At 36.6% G+C, this 17,509-nt stretch carries 19 protein-coding genes; 6 read left to right on the forward strand and 13 right to left on the reverse strand.

Annotated features, from left to right (window positions below; translation table 11 throughout):
- Positions 1-119: 119 nt before the first annotated feature.
- The 4 genes from CRO15_RS10105 to CRO15_RS10120 all read right to left on the reverse strand — a co-directional run bounded on the left by CRO15_RS10105 (position 120) and on the right by CRO15_RS10120 (position 2,808).
- Positions 120-656, reverse strand: a complete 537-nt coding sequence (locus CRO15_RS10105) for a hypothetical protein (protein ID WP_133067241.1) — start codon at positions 654-656, stop codon at positions 120-122.
- Positions 657-780: 124 nt separating this feature from the next.
- Positions 781-1,284: a hypothetical protein gene (locus CRO15_RS10110; protein ID WP_097045720.1), complete on the reverse strand. Its 504-nt coding sequence runs from the start codon at positions 1,282-1,284 to the stop codon at positions 781-783.
- A 221-nt stretch (positions 1,285-1,505) separates the two neighbouring features.
- Entirely contained in the window at positions 1,506-1,829 is a 324-nt protein-coding gene (locus tag CRO15_RS10115) for a hypothetical protein (protein ID WP_097045721.1), read from the reverse strand.
- Positions 1,830-2,145: 316 nt separating this feature from the next.
- On the reverse strand, positions 2,146-2,808 hold the full coding sequence (locus tag CRO15_RS10120) for an outer membrane beta-barrel protein (protein ID WP_097045722.1): 663 nt from the start codon (positions 2,806-2,808) through the stop codon (positions 2,146-2,148).
- A gap of 380 nt (positions 2,809-3,188) precedes the next feature.
- Here CRO15_RS10120 and CRO15_RS10125 point away from each other — a divergent pair, with 380 nt between their 5' ends.
- Positions 3,189-4,121, forward strand: a complete 933-nt coding sequence (locus tag CRO15_RS10125; protein ID WP_097046181.1) for a peptidylprolyl isomerase — start codon at positions 3,189-3,191, stop codon at positions 4,119-4,121.
- A 486-nt stretch (positions 4,122-4,607) separates the two neighbouring features.
- Here CRO15_RS10125 and CRO15_RS10130 read toward each other — a convergent pair whose 3' ends face one another.
- Complete coding sequence (locus CRO15_RS10130) at positions 4,608-4,802, reverse strand: cold-shock protein (protein WP_055397609.1); 195 nt, start codon at positions 4,800-4,802, stop codon at positions 4,608-4,610.
- A 91-nt stretch (positions 4,803-4,893) separates the two neighbouring features.
- On the reverse strand, positions 4,894-5,532 hold the full coding sequence (locus CRO15_RS10135; RefSeq protein WP_097045723.1) for a peroxiredoxin: 639 nt from the start codon (positions 5,530-5,532) through the stop codon (positions 4,894-4,896).
- Between the two features lie 164 nt (positions 5,533-5,696).
- Here CRO15_RS10135 and CRO15_RS10140 point away from each other — a divergent pair, with 164 nt between their 5' ends.
- Positions 5,697-6,239 carry a YfiT family bacillithiol transferase gene (locus CRO15_RS10140; RefSeq protein ID WP_097045724.1) on the forward strand — a complete coding sequence of 181 codons (543 nt, stop codon included), beginning with the start codon at positions 5,697-5,699 and terminating at the stop codon, positions 6,237-6,239.
- A gap of 1 nt (position 6,240) precedes the next feature.
- On the opposite strand, the gene CRO15_RS10145 is transcribed toward CRO15_RS10140, so the two are convergent.
- The 6 genes from CRO15_RS10145 to CRO15_RS10170 form a co-directional block, all read right to left on the reverse strand.
- Positions 6,241-6,762 carry a GNAT family N-acetyltransferase gene (locus tag CRO15_RS10145; RefSeq protein WP_097045725.1) on the reverse strand — a complete coding sequence of 174 codons (522 nt, stop codon included), beginning with the start codon at positions 6,760-6,762 and terminating at the stop codon, positions 6,241-6,243.
- A gap of 7 nt (positions 6,763-6,769) precedes the next feature.
- A complete protein-coding gene (locus CRO15_RS10150) occupies positions 6,770-7,087 on the reverse strand; it encodes a cupin domain-containing protein (RefSeq protein WP_097045726.1) in 318 nt (105 codons plus the stop codon).
- 10 nt (positions 7,088-7,097) lie between these two features.
- Positions 7,098-7,661 (reverse strand): thioredoxin family protein, encoded by a 564-nt coding sequence (locus CRO15_RS10155; protein ID WP_097045727.1) that lies wholly within the window; start codon positions 7,659-7,661, stop codon positions 7,098-7,100.
- A 33-nt stretch (positions 7,662-7,694) separates the two neighbouring features.
- Positions 7,695-10,214 carry a M14 family metallopeptidase gene (locus CRO15_RS10160; RefSeq protein ID WP_097045728.1) on the reverse strand — a complete coding sequence of 840 codons (2,520 nt, stop codon included), beginning with the start codon at positions 10,212-10,214 and terminating at the stop codon, positions 7,695-7,697.
- An 88-nt stretch (positions 10,215-10,302) separates the two neighbouring features.
- Positions 10,303-10,677, reverse strand: a complete 375-nt coding sequence (locus CRO15_RS10165; RefSeq protein ID WP_097045729.1) for a PUR family DNA/RNA-binding protein — start codon at positions 10,675-10,677, stop codon at positions 10,303-10,305.
- Positions 10,678-10,759: 82 nt separating this feature from the next.
- Positions 10,760-12,511 (reverse strand): ABC transporter ATP-binding protein, encoded by a 1,752-nt coding sequence (locus tag CRO15_RS10170; RefSeq protein WP_097045730.1) that lies wholly within the window; start codon positions 12,509-12,511, stop codon positions 10,760-10,762.
- 182 nt (positions 12,512-12,693) lie between these two features.
- On the opposite strand from CRO15_RS10170, the gene nusB reads away from it, so the two are divergent.
- The 4 genes from nusB to CRO15_RS10190 all read left to right on the forward strand — a co-directional run bounded on the left by nusB (position 12,694) and on the right by CRO15_RS10190 (position 15,894).
- On the forward strand, positions 12,694-13,641 hold the full coding sequence (gene nusB / locus CRO15_RS10175) for a transcription antitermination factor NusB (RefSeq protein WP_097045731.1): 948 nt from the start codon (positions 12,694-12,696) through the stop codon (positions 13,639-13,641).
- Between the two features lie 38 nt (positions 13,642-13,679).
- Positions 13,680-14,159: a DUF1573 domain-containing protein gene (locus CRO15_RS10180; RefSeq protein ID WP_097045732.1), complete on the forward strand. Its 480-nt coding sequence runs from the start codon at positions 13,680-13,682 to the stop codon at positions 14,157-14,159.
- A 13-nt stretch (positions 14,160-14,172) separates the two neighbouring features.
- A complete protein-coding gene (gene yajC, locus CRO15_RS10185; protein WP_097045733.1) occupies positions 14,173-14,460 on the forward strand; it encodes a preprotein translocase subunit YajC in 288 nt (95 codons plus the stop codon).
- A gap of 84 nt (positions 14,461-14,544) precedes the next feature.
- Positions 14,545-15,894 (forward strand): Gfo/Idh/MocA family protein, encoded by a 1,350-nt coding sequence (locus CRO15_RS10190; RefSeq protein ID WP_097045734.1) that lies wholly within the window; start codon positions 14,545-14,547, stop codon positions 15,892-15,894.
- Positions 15,895-16,066: 172 nt separating this feature from the next.
- Here CRO15_RS10190 and CRO15_RS10195 read toward each other — a convergent pair whose 3' ends face one another.
- Positions 16,067-17,257, reverse strand: a complete 1,191-nt coding sequence (locus tag CRO15_RS10195) for a serine hydrolase domain-containing protein (protein ID WP_097045735.1) — start codon at positions 17,255-17,257, stop codon at positions 16,067-16,069.
- Positions 17,258-17,509: the final 252 nt, after the last annotated feature.

Raw genomic sequence — 17,509 nt, forward strand, 5'->3', positions numbered from 1 at the left:
TTCGTTGTGGAATCATCCGCAGGATTATTCCGCTTATGAAATCAGCCGTATTTTATGTTAATAGTTTATTTTTTGTTCTAATGCCACAATGAATTATAGCCATTGTTGTGCACAGTTTTTTAATTCCTTTCTGATGATTGCTGATTTAGGATTTGCCAAGTTCCATTTTCAACATCCACATACTGAACTATTCCTTTTGATTTACTCCAATGCACTTTAATCACTTTGTTAGTATCACTCTGTTTATTTTTTGCTTCAATAATTACAACGTCATCAAAGGACAAGTTCTGTGTTTCAAATTCAATGACAGGTTTCTCACTAATCTCCTTTAATGAGTGTCTTCCATCAAGTCCTTTAATCGACAGGTATGATTCCGAATACTTACCGTAACCAGCAGATACTCGAACTATTTGCCTGTCATTTTTATCAATAGCTGCGATGGTCTCATTAAAATAAACCATAGGTCCGTCAGGAATGTACCTTTCTATTTTTTTAATAAAGATTGTGTCAACTTTTTCATTCGATGTATTAACGAAAACTAATTCTTCTCCCGACTTATAAGGCATAAAATTAACTTCATAATCATTTAATTCCCTTGTTTTTGTACACGAGGTGTAAAAGAAAAGTATGCAAATGATTAAAATTAGGTTTCTCATAAATTGTGCACAACGGTCTCGTATAACCGTCAGTTACGGGTTAATATGTGTTAATTTTCGGTTTAGCACAGGCTTTAGCAATTCCGAGTGGATTCGGACGTAGTCGAATCCGCCGTAATTGCGGTTATACATTGTTGTGTGTAGTTTTTTTTAATCGGTTAATTATTTTTCTTGCTCTACTTTCCACATTTTTCCATTCCCATAATTCAGGATTCCCAAATTCAGGATTCGTGCTTTTCCAGTTTTCAGCTCTTTTCTTTGAGTTTACAGAAACTCTACATTCAATTCGGTTTTCTCCGTTTTGCAAGTCAAGCAGAATAAAGATTATTGCCCAACCATCTAACTTATATCGAAAAGTTTTTCCGTCACAATATTTAGGATTGAGCTTTATTTTCGAGGTAAAAAACTTGCCTTTCGATTCAGGATTATAAATTCCAAATGCGAAATGCACTTTTCCATTCGCGATTCCATTGTCAAAATAGTCTTGGAATTCAGACAGATTGTTTATCCGAACTATTTCTTTTTCCATTTCAGAATATGATTCATAGAATTCAGTTTTTGCGTCCGAAAGAATGTATTCAATCAGTTCAAAAAGTTGATTTTTATCTATGATCTCTGTTCTCTGCATTAGTTTTTTCTCAAATAAAGTCTAACGGTCTCGTATAACCGTCAGTTACGGGTTAATATGGTTAATTTTCGGTTTGGCACAGACCTTAGCAATTCCGAGTGGATTCGGACGTAGTCGAATCCGCCGTAATTGAGGTTATACATTGTTGTAGCACGTTTTTATATCTCATCCAGTAATTCCGATTCAATTTTTGGATTGTTCTTTATAAAACTTTTTAATTCCTAAATAGATTTTCCTGCGATAGTGTCAGAATCCGTATTTTCAATCCGTTTCAACATTGTGATTGTCATATGAGATGGTTTGTCCATCAATAAGTCATACAGTTTATGTTCGTATTCCAATATTTCAAGTCCGTGTAATATTGTCCTAAAAACTCCAGAGCCATCATCAGTAGGATTTTTCTCAAAGACTCCGAAAAGAGCATCAATTCCGCTTTCTGGCCTTCCGCTTTCCCACAATTCAGTAATTAATTCGTCTAATCGTAACCAATTTCCGTTATCACTTCTATATCCGATATTATTTCTTTTACTTGACGCATTTCTCAAATGTGCTAAAACGACCCGCTAAACGTAGTTCAGGGATTTTTGTAGAAATATAGCGAAATCATTTAACAATGTTACAAGGAAGTGGCATCCGATTTTCCTTTGGGCATTGTTTGCCAAGTAGACCCTGTAGGGACCATTAGTTGTTGATTATGTGTTGTTGGGAATAAAAGTTCTGACACCAAATCACCGTTTAATATCCTGTTATGATACTTTGCTGTTTGAGCGGCTCCAAGGCCGGAAATTGTATGGGGTTCATCGAACCGTAATTTGGTTTAACGGTTTGAATAAACGTCTGTTTTAATGATGTTTATTTGTGTCACAAACTTTTTATTTTGTAAAAGAAATTTAATTGAATTGAAGAGTTATTAAAGCCATAAATTTTAGTAAAGAAGAAATTATATCTTAAATTCATCCCAATATTTTTGGTTAGCTTAAAACCTAATCCAATAAGACCAGAATAATTGTCTTTTTGTTCTACTTCTGATGTTAAGGTAATATTGTTTGAAGGCCCATCCTCGACAACAATTCTATCCTTATTGTTGATTAAAAAACCTAATTGCCAACCGCTTTCGAAATCTATTCTCTTTGAAAGGTTGTATTTTATTATAATGGGAAAATTAAGATATAGATATTCATTAGAATCAATTAGGTTTGGACGTCTAGAACCATTATTTTCTAAAAATGTAATATCATAATCAAACTTTTTAATTGTAAAAAGTATTTCAGGGCTTAAAATTAATTTATCATTGATATGATAATTTAGGAAGATACTAGCGTTTAAACCAGGTTTATTTTCAATTTTTGCACTTTCATAACTAGTAAATAAACCCTGTCTTCGAAAATCTCCAGATTCTAAATTAGAATTGATATAATTCGTATAAAAACTTCCAACACTTGCTCCAAATTCAATTGTATTATCTTGAGCAAACGAACTTAAAGTAAGTGAAGTAAATAGTATTATTAAAATACTTTTTCTCATTTAATTGTTTGTAACTGTTGTCTATCGAAAATAGAACTTTTTTTTTCATAATAGCTAACAATTAAAGTTATTACTTACTTTTTATCGTAAATTGTCCTAATTCAAATTAATCAAGTTATTTTCTACTTATCCATGATGCTATGGAGCATTTGATCATATTCAAGGAAAACGTTACAATTCCAGTACAATTACCATTTACATTAATCCATACAAAGGTTTCTAATAATGTGATCGGTAAGGTAAGGAGCCCTCTGGAAGATTTATAGCAAGGTACACTTTATACACTTGGCGTACAGCTTTTGGACTTTGGTATAAACCCGTATCTTTGCGGCCTTGAATTGGAAATATCCAATAATCCAATAATCAAAAATCCAATAACTATGCAAGACGGAATCTACGCAAAATTCAATACAACAAAAGGAGAGATCCTTGTAAAACTTACCCATGATAAAACCCCGGGAACAGTGGGCAACTTTGTGGCCTTGGCCGAGGGAAATATGGAAAACAATGCAAAACCGCAGGGAAAACCGTATTATGATGGATTAAAGTTCCATCGTGTCATAGCCGATTTTATGATTCAAGGTGGATGTCCCCAAGGAACGGGAACCGGTGACCCAGGATATAAGTTTGATGATGAATTTCATCCAGAATTGACCCATGAAAGCCCAGGTGTGCTTTCCATGGCCAATGCTGGTCCTGGAACCAATGGGAGCCAGTTCTTTATTACCCATGTGCCAACACCTTGGTTGGATAATAAGCATACAGTTTTTGGACACGTAGAGCACGGACAGGAAGTAGTGGATGCCATTGCGCAAGATGATGCTATTGACAGTTTGGAAATTGTTAGAGTGGGTGCTGAAGCAGAAGGGTGGAATGCCATTGAGGCTTTTCGGGTATTTGAAGGTGCAAGGGAGAAAAGGATTAGTGAAGCCAAAGCCAAAGCGGAGGCCGAAATGGAAAAATTGGCAGCTGGCTTTGACACCACCAAAAGTGGACTCCGACATAAATTGATTCAAGAGGGAAGTGGAGCAAAAGCTGAAAAAGGGAAAACAGTTTCGGTACACTATGAAGGTAGCTTGACCAACGGGCAAGTATTTGATTCTTCATATAGCAGAAACCAACCTATTGATTTTACCTTGGGTGTTGGTCAGGTTATCCCAGGGTGGGATGAAGGTATTGGCTTGTTAAAAGTAGGCGACAAAGCCCGCTTTGTAATTCCTTCACATCTGGCCTACGGAAGTGCTGGCGCTGGCGGTGTTATTCCACCTGATGCCACTTTGATATTTGATGTGGAATTGATGAATGTAAAATAGTATTTATTAACCCAAAAGGGGAATAAAAAAAAGCTTCCAAACCAATGGAAGCTTTTTTTATTTAGATCTGTTTAAACTCACCAATAAAAGGCAAAAATTAAGAGCGAGCAGTAAAAATAATACTGTAAAGAAGGTACTCATTTGTTATAATATTTAGCTAGTGTCTTTGTTGTATAACAAGTGAACGACGAAATACCCTACTTATTGTTCGTAAGTACTACAAATTCAATCATATAGCTTTTAAATCCCAAATTTTACTTTTTAGTGCCATTTAGGCTAACAAGCAGAAGCAATAAATTAATTACAAGCAAAACGGAGAGAATTGCAAAAAAGGTGCTCATAGTGTTCTTTATATTTATTGGTTAATGGGGAACATTTGTTTTCACTAAGGATTACAAAAAGGGAAAGAGGTTGCGTTAAATTGAAATAAAAATAAAAAACCCGGGCATTGCCCGGGTCTGTTCTATAAAAAAGTGTACTGTAACCTTAATCTATAACTTGTACATTTACGGCGTTCAATCCTTTTTTACCTTGCTGTAGTTCGAATTCTACAGCGTCACCTTCTCTAATTTCATCGATTAAACCTGAAACGTGTACAAAGTGATCTGTGTTTGAACCTTCTTCTGTGATAAAGCCATAGCCTTTTGAATCATTGAAGAATTTTACTGTTCCTTTACTCATTACTAAATGTTAAAAAATTAAATGAGCTGCAAAGGTACGTTTATTTATTGAGAATTCATTTTTTTTAATTTTTTCTATAAAAATACTAATATTAGGCTGTTGGATCTGGTGTTAACCTTAGATACGGTTTTACCTCTTCAACCCCTTTTGAAAAAATCTCCTTGGCTTCAGCTGTTGGAATCGCTGGGCTTACTACTACTTTCTCGCCGTGTTCCCAATTGGCAGGTGTGGCTACTTTGTGGTGGGCGGTCAATTGCAACGAGTCCACCACACGTAAAAGCTCATAAAAATTTCTTCCCGTAGAAGCCGGGTAGGTTAAAATAAGTTTCACTTTTTTATCAGGCCCAACAATAAAGACAGAACGAACGGTAAGTGTATCGTTAGCATTTGGATGTATCATATCATACAGGTCGGACACTTTTCTGTCTTCATCAGCTATAATGGGGAAATTCACTACAGTGTTCTGTGTTTCATTGATATCCTTAATCCATTCAGCGTGAGATTCAGTTCCATCTACACTCAACGCTATCATTTTTACATTGCGTTTTTCAAATTCGTCTTTAAATTTTGCCGCTGTTCCCAATTCCGTGGTGCATACAGGAGTAAAATCTGCAGGATGAGAGAACAGAATTCCCCATCCATCTCCTAAATAATCATAAAAATTGAGGGCTCCTTGTGAGGTCTCAGCTGTAAAATCTGGGGCGGTATCGCCCAATCGGATTGTGGCCATAAATTCTGTTGTTTTGGATTAAAAAATATTGTTTTATAAAATTAATCGATTTATGGTATCGGTAATTTTATTGCCGTTAAAAGTGTATTAAACTTTTATGACAATCAATGACCTTGGTCAATTTTTTGACCTTTGGTTAGGTGAAAGTTTGCTATTTTTAGATAATGGAAAAAGAAACATTGGAACAACTGCGATACCCTATTGGAAAAAACAAAACACCCGAAACAATTACCCAAGAACACCTGGATAAATGGATAGGCATATTGGAACACTTACCACAAAGATTGGAGGATATGGTAACCCCATTGTACAATGAACAATTGGATACACCTTACAGACCAGGAGGGTGGACGGTAAGGCAGTTGGTGCACCATGTTTCAGACAGTCACCATCATAGTTATATTAGATTTAAGTGGGCCTTGACAGAGGACAACCCAGTGATTAAGCCATATTTTGAAAAGGAATGGTCCAAATTGTTCGATGCCAGGTCGGCACCAATACAAATGTCCTTGGATCATCTAAAAGCAGTGCATGCAAAGCTTGTGTATTTGCTCAAAGGATTGTCCAAAACCGATTTAAAAAGAAAATTCACTCACCCAGAGGGCAATCGAGAGGTTACTTTGGAGGAAAATATTGGGATTTATGCTTGGCACGGTAGCCATCATTTTGCGCATATAGAAAACTTGATTAAAAGGGAAGGGTGGTAATTTAAAGTTCTTTTATCAAAACCCACATTGCTTGTTTAGAAGGTATGGCGCCAGACAAACTCAATTTGCTTTCCTTTTTTATCCTAAATCCATTTTTTAGATAAAAATTAATTGGGCCGCCTTTTTGCATGGTATCTAACCAAACTACTTTTTTGCCAAGTTTATGGGCATAAACATCAATGTTGCTCAAGACCATTTTTCCAAATCCTTTTCCAGAATGAGCATTGAGAAGATATATTTTTTCTGCAAGCAAGCTGGTTTTGGAAGGAAATTCATCTAGTTCACAATCAACAATGAGTTTCACTATTCCAATGACAATATCTTCTGTTTTAACCAAAAAAAGAGCAACATTGGAATCGGACAGTTCTTTTTCAACTATTGGTATGGTAAAACTTCTATTAATGTAAGCGTGTGGGTCATCATTTTTCCACAAATGTAAATAGTGTTCATAATACGACCTTTTGCCAATTTCAATATAAGTTTCAATTGTAGATAAGGAAACAGGTTCAAAATAAATATTCATAGGACTACTATTTTTCACCTCCTTCCGGACCATAAAAGAGTACCCAAGTAGAAAAATCCTCTGTGAAGTTCTCAAATCTATGTTCCACTCCTGCAGGTACAAACAGAAAATCGCCCGGAGCAAATGTAGTACGTTCACCATCATTTAAAAATTCGCCAGTACCAGAGACTACAACATATACTTCATCTCTTGTGTGGGGTTGTTGAAGATCTACCTTTTCTGGTTTATAGATTTCAACAGATAACGTCCCATGTTCAAAAAGGGTTAAGAATGGTGAGTTGGTGCGGGAAAGTTTTTTTAATGCTTCCTGAGTGTTGATTTTCATGGTTCAATAATTACTGATTGGTGATCCATTTTATGTTGCACCCAATACTTGGTTTTTGACGGTTACTTATTTCCCCTCCGTTCAACAAGGTGTCTATGGCATTTTGTAAATCAATGCCACTTAAAGGTATTCCGTTACCGGGACGCGAATCATCCAATTGACCTCGATAGACCAAATTCAAATCTGAATCAAATAAATAAAAATCTGGAGTGCAAGCTGCGTCGTATGCCTTGGCCACTTCTTGTGTTTCATCATAGAGATAAGGAAAGGTGTAGTCTTCTTCTGCTGCCTTTTGTTTCATTAAATGTGGTGCATCTTGCGGGTAGTTTACAATATCGTTACTGGAAATGGCAATAAAACCTATCCCCTTAGACGCATATTCTTTACCTAAGTCCGAAATTTTTGGGTTAACATGAATCACAAAAGGACAATGATTGCATATAAACATAATAACTGTTCCTTTTTCACCCTTGCCATCACTGAGGGAACAAGATGAGCCGGAAACAGTGTCCAACAATTGAAAATCAGGGGCCTTGGTACCCAAAGGGAGCATATTGCTAGGAGTTCTTGCCATGTTTTTAAATTAGATTATTGGATATTTCAATGGTTACATCATCGGTCCAAAGAAAATAGCGTTCATCAATAATTTGTTGGTGCCGTACCAAAAGGCCCTAAAATTTGTGTTGTCTGTAAAAAGGATTACCCTTCCCTTGTCCACTCTTTTTACTTTGAAGGGTACACTGTTTTTGATGAGCTCCGCATTTTCCTCAGATATATATCCACTTAATAGTGGATTGCCAGTATATTGAATTGGATTATCGTAGCTGTTTTTTTCTGGGTTTAGGTAGATGTTGGTGTTTCGGAACAGTGCCAGTTTGTTGTTTTTATAACCGTAATTGATAGGATGCGAGCGGTCCTGTTTGGCTTCAAAAATTGCACCACCGGTTACTTGTGCCCCGGTAAAATCTGATTTTTGATCAAAAGGAATGTTTTTGGCCACCAAAGTGTCTTTTTTCATGTCAAGGCTCATCAATCCGTGGGTTTTGAACCAATTTGCCGTATTTCTGTATCCAATTACGGTGCCACCACCCTTTACCCATTCCTTGACTTTTTCGGCTCCTTTTTTATCCAAAATTTTATCACTCCATCCACTGGGCAAAATCAAATCCGTATACTTGTCCAAATCAACTGTATTGAAGTAACGAGTATCCAATTTGGCAACTTTAATGTCATAACGGGTATCCAAAAGATGCCAAACTTCTCCAGCATCATAGGATCTTACACCATCACCTACTAAAATAGCTATCCTTTGTTTTTTAACAGGGTCAAAATCATTACTCCCCAAATCAATTCCCTGAGTTAGTCCGGTTGATACTGCGGTTATAGTAATCGCACTTTTCTGGGCAACCTTATTAAGAAAATTGAATAGTTCGGTGGGATTTAAGCTTTGATTCTGGACTGGGATCATAATGGTGCCATAATCGTATTTTTTACCTTCCAAAGTAAAGGGGGATTTTGCAGTTTTTGCTCTTAACCCTTTTTCCAAAATCATGTTCAATGCTTTTGGGGTATAATATTCATGCCACTCAAAAAGATAGGCGTAGTTACTTTGGCCATTTACTTTTCCTATGGGAGATTTAAAATCTGTTATCTCTGGGCCGGCATTTGATAGCGAATTTAGATTACTGTAATCCACATTGAAGGCCAGAGGAAAGGTCCAAGCGGATACATCGTAAAAGAGACTGTCCTTAAAAGTTGTCCTTTTTTCGAACATGGCATTGATCAACCGAGGATTCTTTTGATTCATGGGTACAACATAACTATATCCTTTTTTATATTGTTTTCCTGAAATGGTGACATCTGAAGCCAGTTCATGGAATTTAATCTTATGTCTTTTCAGAATTTCTGCCAAGTGCCAAGTTTTGGATGCGTCTTTATTATCGCCAAAAATTATGGCTTTTGCCTTGCTTCTTGAGGCTTCCGATTTCATATCGGTATAAAATTTACGCTGATAGTCCAGAATTTTAGTGCGCATATTTTTTGCAGCTTCAACTGTGGACATGGCAGTGGTAAATTGATTTCTGATGGTGAACGGAAAGGTTAAAACACCATTTTCACTTTCTTGAATGTGCCCTCTGGAACTTCCTTGTTCAAAAAGAATTCCTATGCTACCATTCACATCCGGGAAAGTAGAACCTTTTCCATAATAATAATCATCATAGTTTTCTTCGGAATAGTAGAGCGAGCCTATTTCATCCAATGCCTTGGCATGATAGGTGCCTATTTCCCTGGTAAGTTCTTGATTTTCCCTTGGGGTTAGAGGGTTTACCCTTGACGGCTCTCCAGGTTGAAAGAAGAATGTAGAGTTAGTTCCCATTTCATGATGGTCTGTAAGAATGTTGGGCAACCACTTATGGAAAGAGGCAATTCGTGCACGACTTTCTGGTAATTGTACTGGTAACCAATCTCGGTTCATATCAAACCAATAGTGATTGGTACGCCCTCCTGGCCAAACCTCATGATATTCCCTTTCATTTTTATCGGGATTTAAATTTTGACTTTTGTTTACATTGGCCCAATAAGCAAAGCGCTGTAACCCATCTGGATTAAAGCTTGGGTCCAAAAGAATTACCATATTGTTCAACATTTCTTCAATTTCTGGGCCTTGTGCCGCCGCCAGATGGTATGCATAGGCCAAAGAGGCATTAGAACCACTAGGTTCATTTCCATGAATGGAAAAACCTTGATAGACTACAATGGGCATTTTGGAGGTGTCTAAATCGCTGTTTCCTTCGGAAAGCCCAAGGTGTTCTCTTCTTATGGTTTCAATATTTTCATGGTTTTTTGGCGAGGTAACCGTAAGCAGGAGTATTGGCCTTCCTTCATAGGTATTTCCGCGGTCTTCAATAGTTATTCTTTCACTTGAAGCAGCCAGTTGCTTCATATAATAAACCAACTTGTCATGAGTAACGTGCCATTCGCCCACTTCGTGACCAATAATATCGGATGGTTTGGGAATGCTAGCATCATAAGCCACATTATCTGGAAGATAGTAATCAAGGGTAACATTTTGAGCTGCAAGATTGAAGCCAAATAGTACACATGCCAATAAGTTGAACAGTTTCATAAAATTGTGTTTGAGTTAGTCTATGCTAAAAATAAAAAACGACCTGCATTAAGCAGGCCGTTTTATGGTTTTTTTAAAGTTTCTGTTTTTATATGTCGTCAAAATCAACATCTGTGAAACTTTCTGGAGCCGCTCCATTTTCGTTCGCATTGGTATCTTCTTCTTTTTTGAAATCTCTTTGGTGACGTTCAGAAATTACTTCTTGACCTTTTTCATCTATGATGTAGTCCATCATTTCTTCCATAATTTCTCTAAAAGCACTAAAATCTTCTTTATAAAGGTAGATTTTATGTTTTTTGTAATGGAAGGAGCCATCATCATGTGTAAATTTCTTACTCTCGGTAATGGTTAAATAGTAGTCACCGGCTTTAGTGCTTCTTACATCAAAAAAGTAGGTTCTTCTACCAGCTCTTAAGACTTTGGAGTAAATCTCTTCCTGGTCCATGATATCTTTCTCGCCCATATGGTCTAGTGTATGTTTTTAGTGCAATGTTGAATAATTCTACCAAAAATGTAAAAAAAATGCTAATCCAGCAACTTTTTTCTTATTCTTTCTCAGATAGTTGATTCAAGTAGAGTTCTTTATAGTATCCTTCAATATTGTTTAACTGCTCATGCGTGCCTTCCTGAATAATTTCTCCACTTTCCAGTACAATTATCTTATCTGCGTTTTTGGCCGACGATACTCTGTGACTTACAATCAGTGTTGTTCTACTATGGGAAACCTGTTTCAGATTATTCAATATTTCTTCCTCAGTTTCTGTGTCCACTGCAGAAAGACAATCATCAAAAAGATAAATTTTAGGGTCTTTTAATAGCGCTCTTGCTATAGAGACACGCTGTTTTTGACCGCCACTGAGAGTAATGCCACGTTCACCTAAAATAGTATCATATTTTTTAGCAAAACCTTCTATGTTCTGATGAACCACCGCCTTTTTGGCAACAGCGACTATTTCATCAAAAGATGCATTTTCATTACCAAATCGAATGTTGTTCTCAATGGTGTCCGAAAAGAGAAAAGCATCCTGTGGAACGGCCCCAATGGAGCTTCTAAGGCTATCTAGGTTTAGTTTTTGAATAGGAGTTCCATCAATTAAAACCTCCCCAGAAGAAACATCATAGAGTCTGGCCATCAAATCCAAAATAGTTGATTTGCCTGATCCTGTTTTACCTAAAAAGGCAACGGTTTCGCCTGCTTTTATGTTAAAAGACACATTCTTAAGAGCCGTAATATTTGTGTCGTCATAAGTAAAAGTCACATTTTTAAACTCGATATTACCTGTAACTGGAGTAATTTGAGCTACTTCATTTTTTATGGAAGGTTCTTCCTTTAAGAATTCGTTGATTCGTTTTTGCGAAGCTTCAGCTCTTTGGATAATAGATGTGAGCCACCCTACAATGGCAACCGGCCAGGTGAGCATGTTAACATAAAGAATAAATTCTGCTATAATGCCAATCGATTCTATTTCTCCACTTATGTATTGTTTGCCACCAATATAGATGACAAAAATATTGCTGATGCCGATGAGCAAAATCATTAATGGGAAGAACCATGCATTTACCTTGGCCAGATCCATGCTGGTGTTTTTTCCGTCAACAGCCAGACCTTCCAGTTCTTTATTTATGTTTGGCTCCAGTGTATAGGCCTTTATAACTGCAACTCCAGAAAATGATTCTTGAGTAAAAGTTGAAAGTGTGGATAAAAATTCTTGGACCTTGGTGCTCCTTTTATGAATAATCTTGCTGATTTGATAAATTAAAACTGATAGCACGGGCAAGGGAATCAATGTGTATGCTGCTAATGATGGTGCTTTAATGAACATAAGAGGAATGATACAAGCAAACATGGTCAGCGTATTCATGCCATACATAATTGCCGGCCCCACATACATACGCACCTGATTGATGTCCTCACTGATACGGTTCATAAGATCACCGATTCTATTTTTCTTATAAAAATTAAGGTTGAGCAATTGATAATGGTCAAACACCTCGTTTTTAAGATCGTATTCAATGTAACGAGAAACATTGATAATGGTCTGCCGCATTAAAAAGGTGAAGAGGCCAGATAATATGGCCGCACCCAATATGATCAATATATATTCAAACAAAAGTTCCTTAGCCCCAGATATTGAAATGTTATTGGCGAGAAATGCTTCTACTGTTTGAATGGATTTGTTTACATACGAAGGCATTATGAGGGAAAAAACACGGGCAATGATGGTGATTAAAATCCCCATAAACAGTTTAAGCCAGTATTTTTTAAAGTATTTATTTAGATGTTTTAGTTCCTTCATAGGAGGGGAAAGCTAGTTTTTAAGGTAGTAGTTCCTTGGTGACAATTCAGCAAATATATAGGATTGCCCACAAAGTAAATGTTATAAAACTGATAAGAAAACAACTTTGGTAGGTGGGATTAAAATATAAGATTACTTTTGCGCAGTGAAAGCCAATCAACGACTTTAAAAGTTCTTTAAAAATGCTTACCAGAAGGCATATCAGAGTAAAAGTAATGCAATGTATTTATGCATTGATCCAATCCAAGGACGATTCTTTGGAGAAGCAAGAGAAGTTTCTAAGAGTAAGTATTGAGAACATGTATGTCCTCTACTTACTAATTTTAAGCCTTTTGGCAGAATTGCACCGGCTTGCAGAAAAGCATGCACGGCACGCTTCCAAAAAATATCTGGCTACGGAAGAGGATAACTATCCAGATCCAAAGAAGTTTGTGAATAACAAACTTTTGATTCAAATTTCCAATAATGAATCCCTGAAAAAAGAACTTTCCAAAAGAAAGCTCAATAATTGGTATTTGAATGAGGAGTATGTAAAGATCATATACAAAGAAGTAACCTCAAGTGAGATTTATAAGACCTATATGGTCAATGAAAAGTCTGGTTATGAAGCGGATAAAGAGGTCGTTATTCAACTTTTCAAGGATATTATTGCTCCCAATGAAAAGATTTATGAATATTTTGAAGATGATAAACTTACCTGGGTGGACGATATTCCCATTGTAAATACCTTTTTGGTGAAAAGGCTCCGCAAAGCCAATGAATCAACAAATGAAAGTTTCTTTTTGCCGTCCTTGTTAAAGGATCAACAGGATATGGATTTTGCGAATGAATTATTGACCAAAACCTTGTTGAATGATGCCAAATGGGAGAAGGAAATTGAGGGAAAGACGCCAAATTGGGACAACGATCGTATTGCAGAAATCGATTCCATCATTTTAAAAATGGCTATTTGCGAATTGCTTAATTTTCCATCTATTCCAGAGAAGGTTACCTTGAACGAATATTTGGAAATTGCCAAAGAGTATTCCACACCAAAGAGCAGTATTTTTATTAATGGTGTATTGGATAAGTTGGCCAAAGAGTATAAGTCTTCAGGAAAATTGCAAAAAATAGGAAGGGGACTTCGATAAACAATATTTGATTAATTTTGAAAAAATAATTTTTAAGTATGAAAAAAATAACGACAGTTTTAAGTTTGATTTTGATTGTTGCCCTTGTAGGTATTTCTTGCAAGGATAAAGCTACAAGCAAAATAGTTGCGGACAATGTTGAAAGTGCCACGGATAGAGATGAGGCACAAAAACAACTTCCTATCATGAGTTTTGAAAAATCAGAGCATGATTTTGGTACAATAACCCAAGGTGCTGCGCAAGAGACTGTGTTTAAGTTTACCAATACCGGAAACGCACCTCTTATCATAACCAGTGCTTCAAGTAGCTGTGGCTGTACTATCCCAGAATATCCTAAAAATACGCCTATTGCACCTGGAGATAGCGGTGAATTAAAGGTGAAATTCAATGGTTCTGGGCAAAACCAAGTGACCAAAACAGTAACCGTAATTGCCAACACAGAAAAAGGCACTGAGCTATTGAAAATCAAAGCCTTTGTTAACCCTAAAGGTGCTGCACCAGCAGGACCTGTTAAATAGACTTACGTTTTAAATGGAAAACATTGGACAGTTTTTCCCGCTGATATTAATTTTTGTAGTGGCTTACTTCTTTATGATTCGCCCACAGATCAAACGTCAGAAGGATGAGAAAAAATTCGCTTCGGAGCTTAAAAAGGGTGACCGAATTATTACTAAAAGTGGTCTTCACGGTAAGATTGTGGAATTGAACGATAAAGACTTTTCATGCGTTATAGAAACCATGGCAGGTCGCTTAAAATTTGATCGTTCCGCGATATCTCTGGAGATGAGCAAAAAATTAACCGCTCCAGAAAAAAAATAAGGTTCTACAATTAAGTAGCAACGGGCCTCTTGAAATCTTTTTTCAAGAGGCTTTTTTGTATCTTTTAGGAAAAACCAACCAAAAATGTTTAACAGAAGACAATTTGTTAAAAGAAGTTCACTCTATATGATGGGAGTGGGAACCTCTTTGTTTTTTCCTATAGAGCTCTTAGCAAAGATTAGAACATATGTCAGCCCAAATGATAGGATACAGATAGGTGTTATTGGGTGCAAGGGAATGGGCTTTGCCGATTTAATATCGACGTTGAAAATGCCAGAGATACAAGTGGTGGCGCTTTGCGATGTTGATGAGGAAGTACTCCGCGCCAAAACCCTAGAATTGGAAAAAGCTAAAATCCAAAAACCAAAATGGTATTCGGATTATAGAAAAATGCTGGATGATAAGGATATAGATGTTGTAATTATTGGAACACCCGACCATTGGCATTGTTTGCAGCTTACAGATGCCATTGCAGCCGGAAAGGACGTGTATTGTGAAAAACCCATTGCAAATTCAATTGCAGAAAGCAATGCTATGCTGAATGCTGTGAATGCTAGCGACAGAATAGTGCAAATTGGTCAATGGCAACGAAGCCAACCCCATTTTGTTGATGCCATTAACTATGTGCATTCTGGTAAGTTGGGAAAAATACGTCTGGCAAAGGCTTGGGCCTATCAAGGGTGGATGAAACCTGTTCCGGTTGTGGCAGATGAACCAATCCCAAAAGGGGTTGATTATGATATGTGGCTGGGGCCGGCACCCAAGAGACCTTTTAATGCAAATAGATTTCATTTTAATTTTAGATGGTTTTGGGATTATGCAGGTGGATTAATGACTGATTGGGGCGTTCATCTAATTGACTATGCACTATATGGTATGAAAGCATCCACACCAAAATCGGTGATGGCACTTGGTGGAAAATTTGCTTACCCTAATGATGCATCTGAAACTCCTGATACCTTACAAACCGTATATGAATATGATGATTTTTCCATACTATGGGAGCATGCTACTGGAATAGATGGCGGGAATTATAACCGAAATCATGGTATAGCATTTATAGGTAATAATGGAACTTTGGTGCTTGATCGTGGCGGATGGGAGGTGATTCCGGAAAACAATCGCCCTGATTGGAGTGAAAATTTGGGACCGAAAATAGAACAGGTTCCCTTACAAGTGAATCAAGGCAATGGATTGGATCTGCACACGGCTAATTTTATTAATGCTGTAAAAACAAGAGATGCCTCCAAATTAACGGCGCCTATTGAGGTTGGTTATAATACCGCTTTGGTCTGTCATATGGGCAATGTAGCTTATAAGACCGGAACCAAAGTAAGTTGGAGCAAGGAACAAGGTGTTTTTGATAGTCCGGGCGCAAATGAATTGATTACACCTATCTATCATAATGGATGGAAGCTACCTAAAATAGGATAAATTATATCTTTTGTAGCGGTTGCACTTATCGGTCTTGTGTATGAGTAGTAGCGGATTTCTACTCACTTACCTTTCAGTTTTGCACTGACCTTTGTTTTGTGTTCATACTCTCGTTTTATTACTTAAACCGCTATTACTTATACACCGTGTTGTGTGTTCGTTTTTCGGAATTTTACATTTCAGATGTAATTTCCTCTATTTTTTTGGTGAAGCTCATATAACCGTTCCAACCTTTCACATTGGTCAAGACAGCAATGGATAATTTCTTTTCAGGTATCATAACTAGAATCGCTGAAGCACCTGCTTGTCTCCCAGTATGCCCAAACCTTTTTGTATCTTCTGAAGGAAAAATCATTATTCCATAGCCATAATTCTCTTTGTTAGGAATTGCATAACGCCATAAAGGTATTTTCTTATTATTGCTTTCTACGTTTTTTATATAATTCTCGGACATTAGCTTGATTTTACCAGAGGAAAAATACTGTTCATTTAGAAATGAATTAGCAAATAGAATCAAATCAGATGCTGTTGTCAAATGTCCTCCAGCTGGCAGGTTTTCACTTACATCACGCATATCTGCTCTGCGAATAGGTTTTCCTCTATTTATTCTGTAACCAGAAGCGCGATTAGGGATGATTGCCCAAGCATCATCTTCCAAAGTGTTATTCATTGAAGTTGGTTCAAAAATATATTGTTTTGTAAGTTGTTGATAGGTTAAATTAGAAGCTCCTTCAAGTACACAGGCTAGTACCCTATATGCTTGAGAAGAGTAGTGCCAATCAGTCCCAGGTTCGAAAATAAGAGGGTCATTCTTGAAATTATCAATTGCTTTTATTATTTCTGTATATCTGGTGAATTCACCTAGCATTTCTTGTCTATATCGATCTTTAATATCAAGACTATCTTGACTATTTTTAGCGTTTTTTAATTCTTCTTCTAAATCTATGTAGGAGCGTATTCCGCTCGTGTGTGTAAGTAATTGTCTAGTCGTAATGACGTGTTCTTTTTTAGGAAAATTAGGGCAATAATTTTGTATAGGTTCATCCAAGTTTAATAGTCCCTTGTCTACTAAAATCATAGCAATTGTAGCTGTCCATAATTTTGAAACCGAAGCAGTTCTATATTTTGTTTTAGTAGATGCGGGAATATTATTTTCCATATCAGCTAATCCAAAGGCTTTGTTAAAAATCAGACTATCTTTTAAACTTATTGCTATTTGCAATGATGGTGCTTTTGAATTTTCTAGCTCTTGTATGGCTAGTTCTGATATTTTATTTTTTAATAAATCTATGTTTAGGTTAGCTGTTTGAGCGGATAGATTTAATCCTAACAGTAACAGAGCGAACTTCAATATGTATCTCATTTAAAAATTATTATTGAATTAAAGACTATGGAATTTTGGAAATGTTACAAATTTGTTCTTCAAAATGACACACAACGTTTAAGATATCGCTCGTTTTAATGAGCTATATCGCCCGATAAGTGAAGTTCGGAAAATTCAACCGAAAAATCTAACCAGAATTGATGAATAGATGCTATGACTTGATTAACAAGGCTAAAGAAGGGAGACATGTTATGCTTTCCCTAAAAGGGAAAAGGGACGAGTTAGGTTTTT

Origin of the sequence: Flagellimonas pacifica (assembly GCF_900215465.1) — a bacterium.
GTDB lineage: Bacteria > Bacteroidota > Bacteroidia > Flavobacteriales > Flavobacteriaceae > Flagellimonas > Flagellimonas pacifica.